This window comes from Nocardiopsis sp. iso_186, from assembly GCF_056173365.1.
This window is the reverse complement of sequence record NZ_CM149670.1, coordinates 1,250,191-1,270,525: the sequence shown is the minus strand read 5'-3', so window position 1 is coordinate 1,270,525 and position 20,335 is coordinate 1,250,191. Positions and strand designations below refer to the sequence as shown.

General features: G+C 69.1%; 18 protein-coding genes. 7 read left to right on the top strand and 11 right to left on the bottom strand.

Annotated elements, in window-relative coordinates:
• The first annotated feature begins 511 nt into the window (after positions 1-511).
• The 7 genes from AC0VYP_RS05735 (at position 512) to AC0VYP_RS05705 (ending at position 9,028) form a co-directional block, all read left to right on the top strand.
• Entirely contained in the window at positions 512-1,087 is a 576-nt protein-coding gene (locus AC0VYP_RS05735; RefSeq protein WP_475472883.1) for a snapalysin family zinc-dependent metalloprotease, read from the top strand.
• A 1,884-nt stretch (positions 1,088-2,971) separates the two neighbouring features.
• Entirely contained in the window at positions 2,972-3,940 is a 969-nt protein-coding gene (locus AC0VYP_RS05730) for an iron-siderophore ABC transporter substrate-binding protein (protein ID WP_475472881.1), read from the top strand.
• Between the two features lie 773 nt (positions 3,941-4,713).
• Positions 4,714-5,688, top strand: a complete 975-nt coding sequence (locus tag AC0VYP_RS05725) for an aKG-HExxH-type peptide beta-hydroxylase (RefSeq protein ID WP_285759171.1) — start codon at positions 4,714-4,716, stop codon at positions 5,686-5,688.
• Positions 5,685-6,953: a YcaO-like family protein gene (locus AC0VYP_RS05720; RefSeq protein WP_285759169.1), complete on the top strand. Its 1,269-nt coding sequence runs from the start codon at positions 5,685-5,687 to the stop codon at positions 6,951-6,953. Before AC0VYP_RS05725 ends, AC0VYP_RS05720 begins: the two co-directional genes overlap by 4 nt.
• A 54-nt stretch (positions 6,954-7,007) precedes the next feature.
• On the top strand, positions 7,008-7,760 hold the full coding sequence (locus AC0VYP_RS05715; protein ID WP_475472880.1) for a class I SAM-dependent methyltransferase: 753 nt from the start codon (positions 7,008-7,010) through the stop codon (positions 7,758-7,760).
• 36 nt (positions 7,761-7,796) lie between these two features.
• On the top strand, positions 7,797-8,183 hold the full coding sequence (locus AC0VYP_RS05710; RefSeq protein ID WP_285759166.1) for a hypothetical protein: 387 nt from the start codon (positions 7,797-7,799) through the stop codon (positions 8,181-8,183).
• Complete coding sequence (locus tag AC0VYP_RS05705; protein WP_285759164.1) at positions 8,180-9,028, top strand: hypothetical protein; 849 nt, start codon at positions 8,180-8,182, stop codon at positions 9,026-9,028. The genes AC0VYP_RS05710 and AC0VYP_RS05705 overlap by 4 nt, the downstream gene beginning before the upstream one ends.
• 70 nt (positions 9,029-9,098) lie before the next feature.
• Here AC0VYP_RS05705 and dacB read toward each other — a convergent pair whose 3' ends face one another.
• From dacB to egtA, 11 genes are all read right to left on the bottom strand, one after another.
• On the bottom strand, positions 9,099-10,712 hold the full coding sequence (gene dacB, locus AC0VYP_RS05700) for a D-alanyl-D-alanine carboxypeptidase/D-alanyl-D-alanine endopeptidase (RefSeq protein WP_475472879.1): 1,614 nt from the start codon (positions 10,710-10,712) through the stop codon (positions 9,099-9,101).
• Positions 10,713-10,951: 239 nt separating this feature from the next.
• On the bottom strand, positions 10,952-12,142 hold the full coding sequence (locus AC0VYP_RS05695; protein ID WP_285759161.1) for a TetR/AcrR family transcriptional regulator: 1,191 nt from the start codon (positions 12,140-12,142) through the stop codon (positions 10,952-10,954).
• 121 nt (positions 12,143-12,263) lie between these two features.
• Entirely contained in the window at positions 12,264-13,859 is a 1,596-nt protein-coding gene (locus tag AC0VYP_RS05690) for a polyamine aminopropyltransferase (RefSeq protein WP_285759160.1), read from the bottom strand.
• The gene (locus AC0VYP_RS05685; RefSeq protein ID WP_285759159.1) at positions 13,859-14,278 is read right to left on the bottom strand and encodes a DUF350 domain-containing protein; all 420 of its coding nucleotides are present in this window, start codon (positions 14,276-14,278) and stop codon (positions 13,859-13,861) included. The genes AC0VYP_RS05690 and AC0VYP_RS05685 overlap by 1 nt, the downstream gene beginning before the upstream one ends.
• A gap of 45 nt (positions 14,279-14,323) precedes the next feature.
• The gene (locus AC0VYP_RS05680; protein ID WP_285759158.1) at positions 14,324-14,683 is read right to left on the bottom strand and encodes a hypothetical protein; all 360 of its coding nucleotides are present in this window, start codon (positions 14,681-14,683) and stop codon (positions 14,324-14,326) included.
• 3 nt (positions 14,684-14,686) lie between these two features.
• Positions 14,687-15,214 carry a DUF2617 family protein gene (locus AC0VYP_RS05675; protein ID WP_285759156.1) on the bottom strand — a complete coding sequence of 176 codons (528 nt, stop codon included), beginning with the start codon at positions 15,212-15,214 and terminating at the stop codon, positions 14,687-14,689.
• Between the two features lie 3 nt (positions 15,215-15,217).
• Positions 15,218-15,826 (bottom strand): DUF4178 domain-containing protein, encoded by a 609-nt coding sequence (locus AC0VYP_RS05670; protein ID WP_475474168.1) that lies wholly within the window; start codon positions 15,824-15,826, stop codon positions 15,218-15,220.
• A gap of 156 nt (positions 15,827-15,982) precedes the next feature.
• A complete protein-coding gene (egtD, locus tag AC0VYP_RS05665; protein WP_475472876.1) occupies positions 15,983-16,948 on the bottom strand; it encodes an L-histidine N(alpha)-methyltransferase in 966 nt (321 codons plus the stop codon).
• Between the two features lie 22 nt (positions 16,949-16,970).
• Positions 16,971-17,705, bottom strand: coding sequence for an ergothioneine biosynthesis protein EgtC (egtC, locus tag AC0VYP_RS05660; RefSeq protein ID WP_475472875.1), 735 nt, complete (start codon positions 17,703-17,705; stop codon positions 16,971-16,973).
• A gap of 59 nt (positions 17,706-17,764) precedes the next feature.
• Entirely contained in the window at positions 17,765-19,084 is a 1,320-nt protein-coding gene (gene egtB, locus AC0VYP_RS05655) for an ergothioneine biosynthesis protein EgtB (RefSeq protein ID WP_475472873.1), read from the bottom strand.
• Entirely contained in the window at positions 19,081-20,286 is a 1,206-nt protein-coding gene (egtA, locus tag AC0VYP_RS05650) for an ergothioneine biosynthesis glutamate--cysteine ligase EgtA (RefSeq protein WP_285759149.1), read from the bottom strand. Before egtA ends, egtB begins: the two co-directional genes overlap by 4 nt.
• Positions 20,287-20,335: the final 49 nt, after the last annotated feature.

The window sequence follows — 20,335 nt, the reverse complement described above, 5'->3', positions numbered from 1 at the left end:
CTCCTTGAATGCGGCGCGACGTCCGGTCGCGCGCCGCCGGGGGGTGCCGTCACCTAAACAGGGCGGTCTAGACCTGTCAAGACCAGTCGAGGCCTCGACCGGTTTTGCCGACCGATGGAGTCCTTCGACCAGACCCGCATCGATGCCAACGGCGCTCGGGAAGGTCGAGCGACGCTTCGAGACGACCGAGTGCTTCCCGCGCCCCTCCCCGAGCGTTCGGGCGGATGCGTCGAACCCGACGGGGCTGCATCCGCTGGTGCGGGGAAGTTCGAGTCGGCGATCCCGGCAGCCGCGGTGGAAGACGCACAGCTTCGGACACCGCGTCCGAACGGGCGAGCGGGCCCCTGGGGGAGCTTGCCGCAGCTCTCCCCACCTCAGGATCTTCAGGCCGATATACAGCGCCGAAATTGGGCGTTCTATACATCTTGTAGCAATACGCCACTACACATAGCATCAGGCCGACCCCACCGGGTCACCAAAAGAATCAGCACCCTCACCCCAGGGAGCCCCCATGCTGAGACGGATCCTCACTCCCCTCCTCGTCGCGCTGAGCGCGCTGACGCTGACGCTCGTAGGCGTCTCACCGGCCACCGCGGAACCCGCGGAGCAGCCCCGGCCGCTGGCCCAGACCATCCTGTACTACGACGCCGGCCAGGCCGCGGAGTACGCCTCCGCCGTGTCCTCGGCCGTACGCGTGTGGAACTCCAGCGTCAGCAATGTTCGCCTGGAGCCGGCCCCCGCCGGACGACGCGCCGAGATCCGCATCATCGCCGACAACGGTTGGCCCCGCGCCAACCTGGGGCCGGTGCGCCCGGGCGGGCAGGTCACCGTCTGGATGGGCCGCCAGGGAACCGCCGAGGGTTACAACGCGGTGCGCATCGCCGCACATGAACTGGGCCACAGCCTGGGCCTGCCCGACGCCAAGCCCGGCCCGTGCTCGTCGCTGATGTCGGGCTCCACCGGCGGCGTGAGCTGCACCAACTCCACCCCCAACGCCTCCGAGCGCTCACGGGTCCAGGCCAACTACGGCAGCGGCCTGGCCGGCCGGCAGTCCACCGACGGACAGCTCCTGGTCAACCGCGGCTAGACGAACGCACCAAATCCGGACCCGACCGTCTTCGGCGTCGGCCCGCATCGGCGGACCGACGCCGAAGGTCGCAGCACTCACTCCCCGGGCCCCGCGCCCGCAACCGGACCACGCACCCGACACAACCCGTGGGCCTCGATCCTGTCCGAGCCCGCCGCCTTCTCCATTCGAGGTCCGTGTTCGGTGCTGTCGGGATCGAATGTGTGGAGTCGCCACTCCAGAAGGGGTCAGGTTCCGGCACGACCCCCTTGGACGGCTCCGGGCGCTACCGCACAGGTCCGGGCCGGGAGCGGAACGAAAGCGGTGAACCGGCCGGGAACACCGGGGACCAGGGTGGCCGGGCCGACATGACCACCGCTGCCCTCCGACGCCGATCAGTCCTGTGCGGCGGAAGGGCTCGTCATCGACCGACGGGTCTACGGAGCCACCGCCCAAACCCGCGGTCAACGCCCGTCCCGCCCAGGCGCCCGACGGCGGCGGGGCCGACCGATGACGCCCCCCGGAGGCGCGGGACCTGCTCACCCCGGGCGGACGGCGGGCGCGATCGACCGGGTGTTGACCTCCTGAACCGCACGGTTCTCCCGAACGTCCGGCACCAGGACGAGCAGCCGACGAGCAACTTCCGGGGCCGGAAAGCGCCGGTTCCCGCAGCACTCCTCCTCTCCTCCGCCCGGCACACATGGGGCCGGCGACGGCCGAGACGTGGTGTGCGCACGGACGCCCCGAGAAGGACCAAAGAGGGGCTCCGGCGAACGTGTCAGGAACTGGCCCCTGAGCACCGGAAGCAGGTCCCCGACCCCATTCCTTGGTACACAGCGGGACAAGTCCCCGAACACCGCCACAAAAATTTACTCCTCCAGAGGCACCCGGTGAACCAAAAAAGTTTCGCCCCCGGAAGCAACAATCGAATTCGGGTGATCGGCACGCCACACCAAACCGAATCGAATGAAGACGAGAAAACGTCTCCGAAAACGGCATCCTTCGCCAGGGAACAACCGTTGCGGATCGCGCCGCAAGGAACGAAATGAACACTACGACAGAAATAAGAAAAACCACCTCCGGAAACCGGGAGAACCTCTAAACCACGCACCTCCGATCGCCACGAAAGGCAATACCATATTGCACGCGACCAGAAACGCAACCCAAAATCTTCAAACAATACGAGCCGGATAAGCACAGCTCAACGCTTGGCCGGTCCACCGATCCGGGCAATTGATCCCGACCGTCCGCCGATCCCCCGCGCCCCATAGCCGGGGGAGAGAGGGAGCCGGAGCGCGACCGGCAGTCCCTCCGCCCACGTCATCCGAGACGAATCTCCCGGCGGCCCACCGGCACGACTGCCGGAGCCGGGAAGGAGGCGGGGACTCCTTGTAGGAAACCACCAGACAAAGCCAAGTGGGTGAAAAAAATAACCACCCCTTGCCGAAGGGGTCATGCAACTACCCGCCGTTCCCCGCGATTGAAGAAACGTAGACAACTTCTGACCTGGAGGAATTTTTCTCGCGACAGAACCGCCGCCCCGGAGGCCCGGACGCGGAATGCCTTCTCCGGAGGAGGGGAAATCACCGAAAGCAGACGCGGAACGCATCTGCCGCCCGACACGGAGACCCTTCCCCGACAGCACGGGCACACGGCCTCGGGACTCGCCGCACCGACTCCCCAACGGGACCGGACCGCGGGCCACGCGAAAACCTCCCTGGCCGGGCCCACGAGACGGACCCCGACCGCAGCATCCGCGCCCACCACGCCCCGGGCCCTTCGTCAACGAACGTCTGCGGTGTCGAGAACACCGGGGGCGGCCGCCCCCGACCCGCAACCCCGCCGGGGCGCCTCCGAAAGGAATCGCTAATGTAGGTACGCCTAACCTTAGTCGAACGGAGTTCCATGTCCCCCGGACGCACGCTCACCTGCGCACTAGCCTCCCTCGTTCTTCTCTCGGCGTGCGGCACCGCCAGTGAAGCACCGACGAACTCCGCGGACCCGTTCCTGGTGGCGATCGACCACGAATTCGGCACCACCACGATCGAGGAGCGACCGGAGCGGATCGTCACTCTGGGGGTCACCGACGCCGACGTGGTACTCGCGCTGGGCGTGGTCCCCGTCGGCAACACGGGTTTCGCGTTCTTCGAGACGGGCCTCGGTCCGTGGACCGACGACCTCGTCGAGGGGGCCGAACTGACGCATATCGGGTCCGACTCCGAGCCGAACATCGAACAGATCGCGACTCTGGCCCCGGACCTCATCATCGGGGTCTCCGCAGGGTTCGACGCCTCCGTGTACGAGAGCCTGTCCCAGATCGCCCCGGTGGTCGCGCGGCCTGCCGGAGTCGCCGCCTACACCGTCCCCCGGGAGGACGCGACGGAGCTCATCGCCACCGCGCTCGGCAAACCCGACGAAGGCGCCGCGCTCAACGAGGCCACCGACGAACTCCTGGCCGAGACGCGCGCGGCCCACCCGGAGTTCGCGGGGCGGACCGGGGCAGCCGTACTGCCCTACGAGGGCAAGTACGGTGCCTTCCTCGCCGGGGACGCCCGTGGACAGTTCCTCGTCTCCCTCGGCTTCGAGATCCCCGAAGCGATCACAGCCCAGGACACGGGGGAAAGCTTCTTCGTCGAGATCTCCCCCGAAGAAGTGGACATGCTCGACGGAGACGTCCTCCTCGTCCTCGGCGACGACGAGGACTTCGACGTGACCGAGGACTCCCCGGTCTTCGACACGCTGGACGTGGTGGGCGCCGACGCGATCGTGTCCACCGCGCTCGACCAGCGCGGGGCGATCACCTACAACTCGGTCCTGTCCATTCCCTACGCGATCGACCGCCTCGTTCCGCGTATCAGCGAGGCGCTGGCCTGACGCTTCCCCTCTTCACCGCGAGGGGCGACCACCCCGCATCGACTGCGCACGGCCGCACGGGCACGGCGACCGGCCCCGACAACACCATGGACCGGCTTTCGTGCCCGTGCCGTGGCCGGCGGCTTCCCGTCGCGCGGCGCGACGTGGCACAACAGGGCGCCGGGGCCGTATCGCGGGCCGGCACCGTGTGACCGGGTTCACTCCCGGAGCGGCCGCAGACCGCACCGCAGTGGCGCGCCCGCCACCGGCTCACGCGAGCGAGACCGCCCCCGATCCACTCGCCACTGAACGATTCGGCGGAATACGCACTCCGCTGCGGACAATTCCTCTCGGACTCCCCTGCCTCGAAGTCCAGAATTCCTCACGTGGCGTTCCCACCGTGTTTTCTGGTGACACGAATGTCACCGAACCAACACAACCCTTAGTTCACGCATCTTCGTGAGGTGCGCGAATACGCGAATCCCGGATTGCCAAAAGGCGTGGACATCGCCGCCCCCACGAATTGGCATCTAGACCCGAACCGTTGACCGTGCAACCATTTTCCTGTCGCCCGGCGATCGAGAAGGAGCGACACCCAATTCCCGATTCCAGGAGGAATAGTGGAAGACACGCACGACGTCAACATCGAAATGGTCAACGGCGAAGAACTGCCCGAGTTCGCTCTTATGGTCAACGTCCCCGGATAACCGACCGACTGTCAGGACAGACAGTGGGGTGGGGTTGTCAGCCGGCCCGCCCCACTCACACGGTGAATCTCTGCGAAGGGAATTCGGATGCGGGTGGCACCGGAGGCACAATCCGCCGAACGCGACGAACAGCATCTCGCCCGACTGGTGCGCGGCCGGCTCACCGAACTCATCGGCCCCGACAGCGTGCCCCCGGCCTCGGCGCTGCGGCACCCCGCCTTCCATTCACTGGCCCATGCGGCACAGCGCGCCGCTCGACGTGGCGACGTCAACGCCGGGGTCCGCGGTCGGTTCACCGCGGAAACGGCAGCGGCTGCCACCCGGGTCGTGGCAACCGCGTTCACCGAGAAGGTGCACGACCTCTGGCAGGTGGGCCTCCCCGGCCCGGAACGGCACCTCACCGCGAGTGTGCGCCGAGCCGCAGCGCAGGTCGCCGCGGTCCCCGGCCGCACCACCACCGCTGACGAGGTCGTCATCGGTGCGTGGAATGACGACCGGCGCGCGGCCCTGCGCGCGTCGTGTCGGCTCCTGGGCGCGGCGTGGCCGGAAATGCTCGCGGAGTTGGCGGTGGTCCTGCGCCAGATCGCGCTCCTGGACGGCCACGGCCTGGAGGGGTTCACCGATTTCACCGTCCACGGAGTGGTGTTCGTGAACAGCGAACGACTGGAGGACGCTCAGGACGGCCTCCCCGGCTCGGTGCGCTTCGCCGAGGCACTGGTCCACGAAGGAACCCACAACCGTTGCAATGCCGCTGCTGTCGCCGAGCCGTTCCTGCTCCCCGACAGTGGGGCCTCCCCCCTGGTACAGACTCCGCTCAGGGCCGACCCGCGCCCGCTGTCCGGACTGTTCCAACAGGTCATCGTCTTGGCACGCAGCATGGAGTTCTACGACAGGGCGCTGCGGGCCGGAGCAAACGGGGACGCGGTGCGCGAGCGCCGGGCGGTTCTCGCCGAACAAGGCAGGAAAGGCGTAGTGACGATGCGCGCGCATGCCGACAGCATCACCGTGCACGGCCACTCGATGGTCGAGGAAGCAGCTGCACTCCTGGAGCGGTCCGCATGACGAGCACCGCTGACACGGTTCCTCCCGTCCCCGAGACCGTGGGACGGCCACACAATCTGGTGACCCCCGGCTGGCCGGTGCGGTTGTTCACCCCCGTCCCCCAGGTCAGCGGACTGCTGATGGGGCGGGTCGCGGCCCGCTCACCCGACTTCGCGCCCAACGACGCTGCCGGCGGCCAACGGGTCCTGATCGGCTCTGCCGCAGGCGAGACCGCCCAGTCGGTGACGGTGCGCGCCCGCGGAGAACTCCTGGAACGCGTCCACAACGTCGTCGCCGGTCGCGAGGCCGAGCGGGGGCGGGTCCCCGGCGCGCTCATGGGCCGGTTCGACCGGTTGCGCCGCACCGGCCGTCCGGCACTGGACCCTCTCGCCTGGCCGGAGCTTGCCGGCTACCCGGGGCTGCGCGAGGCCGAGATGCTATGGGTCCCGGGAGAGTCCCTGACCGGCGGCGGGCAGGTCCTGGTCCCGGCCTGGGCCGTGTACTTGGCCCACCGGTCATCCCTGGGTTCGGTGGCGCTGCCGTCGCCGGGTTCGACCGGACTGGCGGCACATGCCACTCATGCCGCAGCGGGGGTGCACGGCTTACTGGAGGTCCTTGAAAGGGACCTGATCGCCCGCACCTGGTACGACTACGCACCCCGGTTCGAATTGACCGGGCGCCCGCCGTTGTCGCAACCGCTGCGCGAGGCCCTGGACGCGCTGACGCTCGCGAGTACGTTCCTGTTGTTGCCCGGCCCCAGGGGCAGCGCCTGTATCCTGTGCTGCCTGCACTCCCCCGAGCAGCGCCGGCAGAGTTTCGGCGCGCGGGCGGTCGGGGACGTCACGGACGGCCCCGCTGTGGCCGCCGCTGCCCGGGCAGCGGCGCACGAGGCGTTGATGGTGCGCTGGAGCATGGAGACTCCGGCAGCGGGCGCGGTCGCCGACTGGCTGGCCACCGAACGCAATCCCTGGATCAGCGGACCGGTCGCCCATGCCCTGCACGCGTTCCACCGGCAGAACGGTCTGGGACGGTTGATGAGTTGCGCGGGACGGATGCACTGGCCCGACCCCGATCGCCGTATGGTTCCCCGGCCGGTTCAGGCCCAGACGCTGGCCGACCATACCGAGCGCGACGTCATCGGGGTGGACACCACCGTCGCGAACCTGGCCTCCACCGGTGCGGTGGTGGTGCGCACCGTCGCTCCCGGCGCTCGTCGTCTCCCGGTGACGGAACGGCTCAGCACTGGGACTCGCGGACCGGGAATCCCCCCGCATCCGCTGGGCTGAACTGCGGGGCCGCTCCACCGAGAACCTGTCTGTTCCCACGTTCGGAAGGTGACCATGTCTGATGACGCGATCCGGGTGAGCGGCCGTTCCTACGAGGACCTCCTGTCCATGAACTACGACCGCTGGTTCGGCGCGGCGGCGCCCACCGACGACTGTGTCCGACTGCTCGCCTCGCTGGTGGCCGATGGCGGAAGCGTGGTCGAACTGGGGATCGGCACCGGTCGGGTGGCCCTGCCCCTGGCCCGGTCGGGCGTGGACGTCCGGGGGGTGGAGGCGTCCAAAGCGATGGTGGAGCGACTGCGGGAGAAGGCCGGCGACGACGTCGTGCCGGTTTCCTTCGGCGACTTCGTCAACGGTCCCGACGAAGGCGGCCACGCCCTCGTCTATCTCGTCGGCGGAACCCTGTTCGAGTTACAGAGCCAGGAGGAACAGGTGCGTTGCCTGCGCAATGCGGCCCTCCGGCTCCGGCCGGGTGGATTGTTCGTGTTCGACGCGCCGCTGCCCGAGGCGCTGGAGAGTCCGCGAATGAGCGGTGGGCACGTGGTGCCAACCGGCAACGAGGACCTGGTGGTGCTGTACCGCCGGGTGCACCGTTCCACCCAGCGCTACGAGTCGCACTATGTCGTCACCACGGGCGAGGGCGTGCACCACGTTCACGTGCCCTTCCGCTATGCGGGAGCGGGCGAGCTCGACCTGATGGCCGAGGCGGCCGGCCTGCACCTGCGGGACAGGTACGGGGACTGGAGCGGCCGTCCTTTGGCCGACGACTCTCTGTACCACGTGTCGGTCTACCAGAAAACACCGTGACGGAAGGGACGAGCGATGACGGGATGGGCCCCTGATGTGTCTGCCCTGAGCGTCGGCGGTATTGCCCTGTTGGTCTTTTCTGTTGTTTGGGGCGTGCGAACCGATCCACAGAAACCGTTCGCGTGGGGCATGTATTCGGGATCGGCCAAAGGTTTTCTCTACAGCACAGTCGAAAATCGAACGATTCCTCTGCCGCTAGAAAAATTCCACGTGTCTCCCGACGGCCATTTCCTCGACCCGGTCGAGTTGCGGCGCGCACTGTGCGTTCCGAGTCCGGTTCCAGCGTTCGACGGCGTGATCATCGGTTCCAAAGGAAACTGGCGGGTGGCCTACGATCCGGAGTCGCGCCGGTTACGGGTGGCCCAGATCGCCCACGGGGCAGAGATCCCGGCGCTGACCTGCGTACTGCGGAAGGTCGAGTGAGCCTGACCGACGGGGGGGCCGGTGCCACCGCGACGACGACTGCGCTGTACTGCCTGGCGTTGGCTCTGGCCTGGCGAACGAGTCTGACCCTGTTGGACAGCCGGACCATCCGGCTGCACCATCCCGACCTCCGGGTCTACCGGCCGGGCGCGGGCTGGACGCACCCGGGCCGGCTGCGGTCGCGATGGGCGCTGGCCCGTCTGGGGCTGCTCCTGGCCGTGGCGATGGCGTTGGCTCCCGTTATCGTTCCGGCCCCCTGGACGCAGAACACCACCCTGGCGCTGTGTTGTGCCTGCGTTGCCTGGCTGGTGCGCGACGGGGCCTTGGACACCGCCCGCTACACGTCGGTGTGCATGACGTTGCTGGCCTCGGTGCTGGTGCTGCGCCTGGGTCTCCCTCTCGTCGGAGTGGCCGGGACGGTCCCGGCAGGGGCTGCGGCGTCGCTGGGGGCCGCACAGCTCTATCTGGTGGCGGGGATACGCAAGCTGGGGTCCCCGCATTTCATGAGCGGGCGAGTCCTAGCGGACAACATCGCTTACGGGGCCTACCAGGCGCGCGCAGGCAGCCCCGACTTCTTCCGCGTACCCTCGCCACAGGTGATGGCCGGACTCCTGGAGGGCCCCTGGTTCCTGCCGCTGCTCCGTGCGGCGGCGATCGGGGCCGCCCTGGTCGAGTTGACCCTGGGACTCGGTGCGCTCGGACTGTTGCCGGGAGTCGTGGTCGTGGGGTTGGCGGTCCCCACCCATCTGGCGTTCCTGGCCGTCAGCCCGCGTCGGATCGTGCCGTTCACCGTTGCGTCGGTGGGGCTGCTGCTGATCGCGGTGCAGGCCCCCGTCCTCCGTTGATCGTGACCCCTCGCCCCCTTCTCCCCCATGTCACCGGTGGGCGGGGTCACGATCAACGGCGGGAAGGCTCTCAGCAGGCGCCCGACCAGGTGCACTCAAGGTCGCCGGTGTAACTCTGCTCGTTCTCGTACTGAGTGGTGGAACGGGACAGGGGCCGGACCTGGTCGTCGCGGGTGAACTCCGCGAGACGAACGGCGATCGCGTCCTGGACGGCGCGCGGCGGGATCCCCGGGTAGCCGTTGTTGACGATGGAGAACGCCAGTTCCTCACCGTCGGCGGTGGTGACGTAGCCGGACAGGGCGCTGGCGCCGGTGAGGCTGCCGGTCTTGGCGTACACGTTCGCCTCGGCCGCGGTGCCGCGCATGCGCTGGGCGAGTGTGCCGCCGACCAGGCGGTCTGCCTCGCCGGCCAAGGGCAGCGACGTCTTCCACACCTCGAACCACGGCTGATCCGTCGCCTCGGTGAGCAGGTCGTCGATGAGGTCGGCCCGAACGAGGTTGGTGTGGGAGAGGCCGGAGCCGTCGGTCAACTCCAGGTCGTCGGTGGTGACGCCAAGACGGTTGATCGCCTCCTCCACCTCGGCAAGCCCCGCCTCCCAGGTGCCCTCTCCGAGGGCCTCGTGGCCGATGGCCTTGACGAGGATCTCGGCATGGCCGTTGTTGGAGAGCTTCATGAACGGTACGAGCAGGTCCTGCAACGGCATCGACTCGTGCTCGACCAGCTGATGGACGGTCCCGGGCGCGGACCCTCGACGGACCTCACCGGCGATCTCGACCCCCTCGGCCTCCAGAGCCGCGGCGAAGAGGTGGGCCGCGTGGTCGGTGGGTTCGTGCACGGTGCGCAGGGTCTGGAAGGCAGAACCTCCCGCGGGGAGCGAGCCGGTGAACCCGAAGGTGTTGGTGCCCGGGGCGCGGTTCACCCCCAGCGTCGCCACGCTGTCGGGCTCGCCGGTGGTGGCCTGGTCAACGATCTGGAGGTTGGCTCCGGCGGGAACGAGCTCGGGGTCCACCGCCAGCCCGGGCAGAACACCGGGTGCGGCGGTGGCGTTGACCACACCGGTGTCGAAGTCACTGTTGGCCGCGACGGTGAGTGCGGAGATCTGCGAAGCGTAGTAGTAGGGCTCGTCGGTGGGATCCCAGTCCGCGCCGAGACGCTGGTCGTCGAACCAGGTGTCGTCGGCGAGAAGATCACCGGTGACCAGGGTGACTCCCGAGCCGGCGACCTCCGCGGCGAGAGCGTCGAAGACGGTGGCGGTCAGTGTGGGATCACCCGTGCCCCTCAGGATCAGATCGCCCTCGACCACTCCGTCGCCGGGGTCCTCCCCCGCGTTGACGGTCGTGCGGAACGTGTGGTCGGGGCCGAGGACGTCGAGCGCGGCGGCGGAGGTGAGCAGCTTGGCGTTGGACGCCGGGATCAGCGGGGTCGCGGCATCGTTGCCGTACAACAGCTCGCCGCTGTCGAGGCTGCGCACCGTGACACCGGACGTGGCCCCTTGCAGTTCGGGTGAGTCCAGCAGGGCACTGATGTCGGCGCGCAGGTCGGCCACCGGGCCCGCGACCGGGTCGGCCGCGGCGGGGGTAGCCGCTGGCCCGATCAGAGCGGCAACCGCCACGACGGACACGCCGAGCGCAAAGCGGCGCCGCCGGTCGGGGGTGGGGGGCAGCGCAAGGGGGATGGGGCGCATCAATGTCCTTTCCCGGACGATCGGAGCATGAGGCGGGAGAAAACGGCGTCGGCTTGCGGCCATGAGGCGCCGAGCCGACCCACGACAGCCGCTGCGACTCCGGTCGCCGGTGCTTGTCTGCTGCTTCCCGCCCCTTGATTCGCTGGGCAGAGTAACCGAAACGCTGCCCTACGTCACGTCCGTCCGAATGTGTCCAGGTCGGTGCATAGCAGGGGGCGTCAACGGACGATGCCCGGCTCCTACCGGGGAGCGGGGACAACCCCCATGGCACGCAGGACGATCTCCACTGCCTCGTTGCGGAAGGCGGGACGCGCGGTGACATCGGCGATGTTGGCGAATTCGTCGATGGTGTTGATCGCGCAGTTGGCCAGGACCCTGGCGCTCGCGGTGTCCTCCTGGGGGCGCATCTCCATGATGAATCGGGCCCACAGCGAGGCATAGTCGCGCTGGCGGCGGCGCAGGAGACCCAGTTCGCGGTCGGAGAGGTTCTCGCTCTCGGTCACGTAGACCGCGAGGAGGTCACTGAAGTGCGGGACCAGTCCCAGTCGGGTCGCGGCGAGCCGGCTCAGGGCGCTCAACGGATCCGAGACGCCGACCAGGGCTTCGCGAGTGGCGGTGTTGAGGCGGTCCGAGGCCGAATGGAACATGTCGGTGAGCAGGGCCGCTTTGCTGGGGGTGTGCTTGTACAGGGCGGCGGCGGTCACGCCGGCGGCCGCACCGATGTCCTCCATGCTGACCCCGTGGTATCCGCGCTCGCGGAACAGGCGGGCCGCCTCGGCCGTGACCGCCTCCAGTCGCGAACCGGCCGGTTGCAGCGGCTGAAGTACGGGCAGGAAGTCCTGCTCGGGGGCCGGGAACCGGGTGTGCAGGACGCGGGCTGCGGCCTGGGCCAGGAGTTCGGCGTAGCGGGCGCGGGGCATCCGGACCCGGTGGCGCCCCGTGCTGCCGAGGACACCGTAGACGCCCACCACCAGGACCGCGGCTTCCTCGACCGTGAGCCCGGGGCGTTCCCGGCACAGCTCGGTGCGCCAGAAGACGAACGACGTCGCGGCCTGGCGAATGCCCTCCGCTTTCTGGGTTTCCCCCAGGTAGCGGTGATCGCGCAGGCTCAGCGCGATCTCGTCGCGCCGGTCCACGGTCATCAGGGCAAGTGACGGAAAGGCGCTTGCGACGGGGCTTCCCGGGACGTGGTCGGCCTCAACGGCGACGTAGGCGTCCGTTGCCGAGCGCACGGCACGACTGAGCAGTTCGCCCTTACCGGTGAAATAACGGTAAAGGGCGGGGCCCGACATGGATGCCCCCGCGGCGATGTCGGACATACCCACTTGGTGGTAGCCGTGCCTGCGGAACAGGTCGATGGCGACGGCGAGCAACTGCTCGCTGCGCTCCTGTCGCTGCCGGGTCCGTGGCGTTACCGCGCCGCTGGACATCTGTGCTCCCCGATCCACCGGTGGCGGCCCCGGATCGTCCCGGGGACTGCTTGTCAGAGCGAGGGTACCCGCGCGGCTCAGCAGTCGTACGCTCCGACGCGTGAGCATACGCTCACACACATCAGTACCCTTGCCAGGCCCCACGGTGGTAGTCGATGATGCGCGGGTGCAGGAGCGTCGAGGCCAGCTCCGGGTCGGTGTCGCTGGGGCGGCGGTCCTTGGGGAAGGACTGTGCCGCGGCGAGGGTCTCCTCGTCCAGGAACCGGGTCTCGGGGTGCTCGCTGGGCATCCGCACGTCGGGGGCGGTCCCGGCGGCGGCGAGGTGGAATCCCCAGTTCCCGAAACTGGGCACGTCCACGTTGTAGGGGGTGGTGTGCAGGCCCGCCCCCTGGATGGTCCGCCCGACGCTCCAATACGCCTGGGCTGCGAAGTAGGGCGAACCGCTTTGCACGACCATCCGGGCGTTCTCGGCCATCGCCCGCTCGGCCAGGGTGTAGAACTCCACCGAGTAGAGCTTGGCGGTTCCCACGTCGTCGGGATCGGGAAGGTCGGCGATGACGACGTCGAAGCGCTCGTCGTTGTCACGCAGCCAGTTGAAGGCGTCGGCGTTGACCACGTCCACCCGGTCGTCGTCCAGCGACCCTTCGTTGAGCCTGCTGATGACGGGTTCGGTGCGGGCCAGGCGTACGACCGCGGGGTCCAGGTCCACCAGGACCACTCGCTCGACGTCGGGATAGCGCAGCACTTCGCGCAGTCCGAGCCCGTCGCCGCCGCCGAGGATGAGCACGCTGGCGTGCGCCTCGGCCATAGCCGGGTGGACCAGCGACTCGTGGTAGCGGTACTCGTCCAGGGAGGAGAACTGGAGGTCGCCGTTGAGGAAGAGACGCAGGTCGGTTCCATCGAACGCCCGGGTGACCACGATCTCCTGGTACTCGGAGCGTTCCGACAGCACGATGGGGTCGCGGTACAGCGCTTGACGGGCACTCAGCTCGAACTGCTCGGAGAAGGCGAAGGCCGACCCCAGGACCAGTAGGACCAGTGCCAGCCCTCCGGCGAGCAGGGCCTGGGAGGCCCGGGTCAGCGAGCGGCGGAACAACCAGAGGACCACCGCCACCCCCATGACGGCGTTGACCGCACCGACCAGCAGCAGTCCCCTGGGGAGCCCGAACACCGGCAGCAACAGGAAGGGGAAGGCGAGGCCCCCGATGAGGGCGCCCACGTAGTCGGCGGCGAAGAGGTCGGCGACGGCGCTGGCGGCGTCCTGTTTGCGAATCCGCTGGATGAGCGTCATCAGCAGCGGGATCTCGGCGCCGATGAGGGCGCCCAGGACGAAAGCGATGCCGATCAGTGCCGGCTGGTAGAGGGAGAACCAGGCGAAGGCCGCGTACAGCAGCAGTACCGCGAGGCCGCCGATCAGCGACAGCAGTCCTTCGATGACGGCGAAGTAGAAGGCGGGGCGGTGGGTCAGGCGTTTGGACGCCAAGGACCCGATACCCATGGCGAACACCATGACCGACAGCACCACCGACGCCTGGGTGATGGTGTCGCCGAGCAGGTAGCTGCCCAGGGCGACAAGCGAGAGCTCGTAGACCAGACCGCACGCCGCGCAGATGAACACCCCGAGCATGACGAGGAACCGGGCGACGCGCGGACGGACCGGAAGGCGCGGCTTGGCGGGCTCGTCCGCCCCGGTCGGGGCGGCGACCACATCACTCATCAGGAGATCGCGGCCGCCACGACGATCGCCACCGCGATGTGCGCGCTGGCGTTGACCCAGGCCGCCGGGTGCAGCTCCGACTCAGCGACGATCGAGCCGAGTTTGCCCGGGGTGAGCGCGTCTATGAGCAAGAAGGACAGCGCCATCAGCAGCAGCCCCACCGCACCGTAGGCGGCCGTGCTGGTCAGGCCGAACAGCAGACCGGGCCCGCTTGCCAGGATCGCCGAGGCCACCACGATGGACACGCCCAGGGTGTTGGCGACGACGATCAGGGTGGCGTTGCGGTTGCGGTCGGTCCAGATCAGTTCGTGCAGCTTGCCCGGCGTGAGCACGTCCACGATCAGGTAGCCGATGGCCATCAGCGCGGTGCCGACGAGTCCGTAGGACAGGCAGGCGATGACTTCGAGAAGGAGTTGCACAGGATCCTCATGGGCGTGGGTGGGAAAGGTGGAAAAGGGGCGGGGCTACTTGCCGAAACCGGGTCCGCCGCCGCGGTTGCCGCTTCCGCTGCCGCCGATGCCCCCGCTACCGCTGCCGTTGTTGTTTCCGCTGGCACCGCCCCCGGTGTACCAGAAGCCGCCACCGCCGCCCCCCGAACGCGAGGAACAGTCGCCGACGTAGACGAAGCCGCCGCCCTCTCGCTTGTGGGTACCGCGGTCCGGATCGTACTGGTAGTTGTTGCCGACCTTGCGGTAGTCGCCGCAGGTGCGTCGGTTCTCGGAGCAGGCGGGCAGGGCCAGGAGCGCCAGGCTCACGGCGAGTGCCGTGGCGGTGCGCCGTGCCCGCGCGGTTCTGCTCACGATGGAGGAGCGTGCTCGTGCCATGGGTCAGCGTCCTTCCTCGGAGCCGGGTGCGAGGACCGTGGTGGAAGAGGTCCGCACCAGCTCGCCGGTCTGGGGGTAGGCGTGCCAGCTGCACCAGTGCACGACCGGGCCGGCCTCCAGCGCCAGCAGCGCGGTCACCGCGAGGGGGTGGCCGGGGAAAACAGCCAGGAGCGCGTCGGGGCGCCCGGCCAGGTGCTCGCGGATGCGCGCCACTGCGCAGGTGAAGTCGTCGGGGGTCAGGTGCAGGACCGAGCTGGCGAAGTCGTGGCGCGCCACCCCGCGGACCGCGGGCGTGGCCGTGGCCGGGAGGTCGGCGGGCAGTCCGGGCAGACAGGCCACCGTTTCGACGAGCCGGACATCACCGCGTTCCAGGAGCACCTGGTGGGAGGCGCCCAGCACGCGCAGCTCCACGCGTGCACCGGCCAGGGAGAGAACCCGGTCGGCCAGCGGCGGGATCAGGGGGTGGGTGATACTCCAGGCGAGGTCGGCGGCCTTGGTGTCGGTGAAGGGCACGTCGATGGCGGCGCGCACGGTCTAGCTGCCCGGGTAGATGGTGAAGGAGCCGGGTGCCACCGAGGTGCCGAGACTGGCCTCCCAGCTGCCGTGGTCGAAGCGCTCGAAGGAGAGGTGGTGGCCGTCGCGGCTCTTGTAGTCGGCGTAGTCCATACCGCCGCGCTCGCGCAGACCGGTGGTGCCTTCGGAACGGTAGGAGGCGGTACCGCGCTCGCTGAGACCGTACTGAACGCCGTTGACCTCAAGCCGCTTGGGGCCGGGAACGAGGTCGAGGTCGGGGCGCCCGGTCCACATCACGAGTTGGACGTCGGGGTCCTCCTCCACCGACAGCCAGCGACGGCCGCCCTCCACCTCCAGGAAGTGCTCGGACCACACCGAGCCGCCCTCGGACAGCCGCAGGGAGCCGCGGATCCAGCTCCGCTCCACACCGAAGTCCACCATGTCGCCGGCCTTGAGCGAACGCGGGTCGCCCTCGGTCCCCCCGACCTCGGCGAAGGGGTCCGCGGGCGCCTTCGGCTGTGGCGTTGCGGGAGCGGGCACCGTGGCCTTCTTCGATCGACCCAACAGATAGACCACCACTCCCACGACCACCCCGACGATGAGCGCGACCACGACCAGTTCGATCACCAGGTTCTCCCGCTTCCCTTGCCCTTTTAGCACCGGCGATACCCGCTGTCGGCGAGCCTACCCGCCCCCATTTATACAGATTCGCTGGTTTTGGACGCAGGCGGACGGCATCCGGTTCACGGTGGACCGGAATGTTATCGGGCCGAATCCTGGCGATGCTCAGGAAGGCCGGGCGAGAAGCACCGCGTAGTCCTTTTCCGGGTCGGTCCAGACCCGGGTGACGGGGAGCCCGCACTCCGCCAGTTCGGCGCGTACGCCGTCGATGCGGAACTTCGCGGAGATCTCGGTGCGCATCTCCTCCCCGCGGTCGAACTCGATGGTCAGTCCGAGATCGGGGATGTGCACGAGCTGCTGTTCGTCCGAGCGCAGTCGCATCTCCATCCACTCGTGCTCGGCGTCCCATCGGGCGATGTGACCGAATCGGCCGGGATGGAAGTCGGCGCCGAGTTCGTTGTTGATCACCCGGAGTACGTTGCGGTTGAACGAAGCGGTCACCCCCGCGGGGTCGTCGTAGGCGGCCAGCAGACGGTCGATTCCTTTGACGAGGTTGACCCCCAGCAACAGGGAATCCTGGGATTTGAGGGTGGCGCGCAGCCCACTGAGGAAATCGTGGCGTTGCCCCGGGGTCTGGTTGCCGATGGTGGACCCCAGCATGGCGACCATGCGACGTCCGTCCACCGGCAGCTGTTCGACGTGGCGGTCGAAGTCGGCGATGACGGCGTGCACGGCCAGCCCCGGATAGTCCAGGCCGATCTTGCCGGCGGCCTCCTCCAGGAAGTCGCCGCTCACGTCCACCGGGACGAAGCGGCGCAACAACCCGGTGTCGCGCATCCCGTCCAGGAGCAGGCGGGTCTTCTCCCCCGACCCCGACCCCAGTTCGACGAGGGTGTCGGCGCGGGCGAGCCCGGCGATGTTCACGGCGGCCGAGGCGAGGATGGCGCGCTCGGTGCGGGTGGGGTAGTACTCGGGCAACCGGGTGATCTGCTCGAACAGCGCGCTTCCACGCTCGTCGTAGAGCCATTTGGGTGGCAGGGTCCGCGGGCGGGTGGTGAGCCCCTGCTCGACGTCATGGCGCAGGGCCGCGTGCAGGTCGGCGGCGGTGATGTGGGTCTCGACGGTGGGCATCAGGTCTCCCGGTTGGACGCGGTCAGCGGATCGGTACGACGTGGTGGCCGGTGGCCGAGGCGGTGAGTACGGAGTTGTCGGGGACGCGTTCCCACCCGGAGGCGTCGTCCAGGGGTTCGGAGGCGACGAGCACGGATTCGCCGTCGCTGCGCAGGTAGAGAGTGTCGCCGGCGACGGTGGCCGCAAGGGTGTGCCCGTCGGAGGCGAGCAGGTTGTAGCGCCCCGGCGAGACGGCCCTGGCCGCGGCGACGACCGCGGCCAGGGCCGACCCCAGTTCCTCGCCCTTGCGCCACAGCCGGACCGCCATGGCGAACAGCGGGGCGGAGTCCACGGGCGCGCGTGCCTCCAGGGCGCCGGACGGCAGGGGGAGACCGACGACGTCGGCCACCGCCTCGTAGTCGGCGACGGCTCCGTTGTGGCTGAACAACCAGGTGTCTGCGCGCAGCGGCTGGGCGCAGGACTCGTCCACGGCGAAACCGACGGTGGCGTCGCGTACGGCAGCCACGACGCAGGTACTGCGGGTGACCCGGGCGACGTCCGCGAAGGAGGCGTCCGCCCAGATCGGCATGGCACGGCGGTAGCGCACCGGTTCGGCACGGTCGGGGTGGTACCAGCCGACCCCGAACCCGTCGGCGTTGACGGAACCGTGCCGCTGTTCACGGGGGGCGTAGGACTGGGTGTGCAGGGAGTATGGCGTGGCGTAGAGCAGTTCGTGCAGGGTCCGGGCCGGACCCAGGTAGGCCAGGTGCCGGCACATTCAGGACACCTCCGATTCGTTCGGCGCGGCGCGGTCCGGTCGAGGGCTGCGGGCGGTCCTCACTCGGCGTCCCTCGCACAGCGCAGACCCGCGAAGATCTGTCGGCGGATGGGGTGGTCCCAGTTCCGGAAGGTCGAACGGGCGACGCTGGGGTGGGTGGCCCAGGACCCCCCGCGCAGCACCTTGTAATCGCCGCCGAAGAAAACCTCGGAGTACTCCGGGTAGGGGAAGGCGCGAAAGCGCGGGTACGCCTGGAAAGGGGTGGAAGTCCATTCCCAGACGTCACCGATGAGCTGGTGCACGCCGTGTGGCGAGGACCCAGCGGCGAAGGACCCGGCAGGCGCGGGGCGCAGCAGGCGTTGGCCCAGGTTGGCGTGATCGGGGCCGGCATCGAGGTCGCCCCACGGATTGCGGCGCGACCGGCCGGTGGCCGGATCGTGGCGGGCGGCCTTCTCCCACTCCGCCTCGGTGGGCAGGCGCTTGCCCGCCCACCGGGCATAGGCATCGGCCTCGTGGTAGGAGACGTGCTGGACCGGCTCTTCCGGTGGGACGGGTTCGACCAGACCGAATCTGCGGCGGGTCCACTCCCCCGCCTCCTGGCGCCAGAACGCCGGGGCACGCTTGCCCGACCGCGTGCGCCACTCCCACCCGACGGGACTCCACCAGTGTTGCCGGTCGTATCCGCCGTCAGCCATGAACTGCAGGTAGTCGGCGTTGCGTACGGGAATGGTGTCGATGAAGTAGCCGGGCAGGTTGACGGTGTGCGCGCCGCGTTCGTTGTCGTGGCACCAGGGGTCGTCGTCGGTGCCCATGGTGAAGGGGCCGGGTTCGATCCATGCCTCGGCGGGGTCGAGCGGGGCCGCGGCCGGTCCGGGGGTCAGCAGACCGGCCAGGACGGGATCACCGGTTCTCAATTGGTGGGTGGCCAGCATCGTCTCGTCGTGCTGGTGCTCGTGCTGGATGACCATGCCGTAGACGAACCCGTCGGCGAGCAATGGGGCGGAGCGGGAGAGGTCGGCGCGGTCGAGGGAGTCCAGCACCCGCGCGCGGACATCGGCGTTGTAGCGCACCGCCTCCTGCGGGGTGAGCAGCGGCAGTTGCACGCGAGCGGCCCTGGGGTTCTCGAACGCGTCGTAGAGGCGGTCGATGTCGGGGCGGAGGGCCTCCTGGCCGGCGGCTGCACGGACCAGCCACTGCTCCTCGTAGTTGCCGACGTGGGCGAGGTCCCAGACCAGCGGGGACATCAACGGGGAGTGCTGCGCCTGGAGTCCCGGCGTGTCCAGGGCGTTGACGGTGAGCCCGTTGCTGCGCGCGCGGGCACGCCCCAGCTCCGTGGCGATGCGCTCTTTGAGGCGGTCGCTGCTCGTCTCCTCGGTCATGTGAGCTCCTTCACGGGCACCAGGTCGTCTGCCGGACACCGGCCGCGTTCGACGTAGCGGTCGGCGTAGTCGTGCACGAGCCCGGCGAGTTCGGGGGCGCCCATACCGGGCAGTGCCCGGATAGCGGCCTCGAAGCAGACCCGGGCGCACCGGGCCAGTTCGGGGTCGGTGAGAGCGTCGCGGGCAGCACGCAGCCAGTCCTGGGGGCGGGGGTCACCGCCCTGGAGGAGTTTGTCGGTGGCCTCTTCGGCGACGCCCGCTGCGATGGGGTCGTCGATGAGCGCGCTGGCCACACCCACGGCGACGCCCCACCACTGGAGGGGAAGCGCGTCGATCATGCGCAGTTCGAGCCAGCCGCGTGGACGCACCGGCGGAAACAGGGTGCTGAGGTGGAAGACGAAGTCGTCCATGGTGAGCGGACGCGCACCCGCACCGGCCAGCCATTGGCGCATGGTGAGCCCGGGGTCCACCGTCCAGGGGTCGTGTTCGGAGCGTACGGCCATGACCCGGGCGTCGAGGGCGTAGCGCAGCCAGGTCCGGGCAGGGTCGTCGCAGCTCATAGGACTGGTTCGGGTGGAATCCATAGCCGCCCAGATCGCCCAGCGGGTTGAACGCCAGCCGGTGGGACGGCCACGCCACAGCGGCGAGTTGGCGAAGGCCGCGACCAGTAACGGGCCGAGCCGCTGCGCCCGGCGCCAGCGGCGGTGGGCGTCACCGGTGTCGGCCCCGATGTCCAGGCAGACCTGGAGGGAGGCCGTGGAGCACATCATGGTGCGCCCTGCGTCGCCGCCGGACGCGAAGTAGTGGTCCATGGCGGTGTAACGGGCGACTGCGAGCTGGTTGACCGGTGGCCGGTCAGGGTCGAGCCCCAGTCCGCGCAGGCGCAGCCCGGCGGACTTCAATCGGGGGGAGATATGGGCGATGTCGGCGCTGAGCGCCGTGTGGGCCTCGCCTGGCCCGTCCTGCGGCGGGGAGCTGAGCTCGATCTGTCCGCCGGGTTCGAAGGTGATGACGCTGCGGGCGGGTAGTGGTCCGACATCCGCGAGAAGCGATCGGAGGCGGTCGATGGCGACCGGAGCACCAGGGCTGGAAACATCACTGACCAGCCATTCCGTTTCTGCCCCAACGGTTCCTGGCGGACCGGTCTTGAAGCAGATCCCTCGGATGTAGTCATGGAGGTCGGTTTCGCTGAGATGGGCCATGGCGGATCTCCCAACGTCGGAAACGTACTTTTCAGGTTTGCCCGGTGGC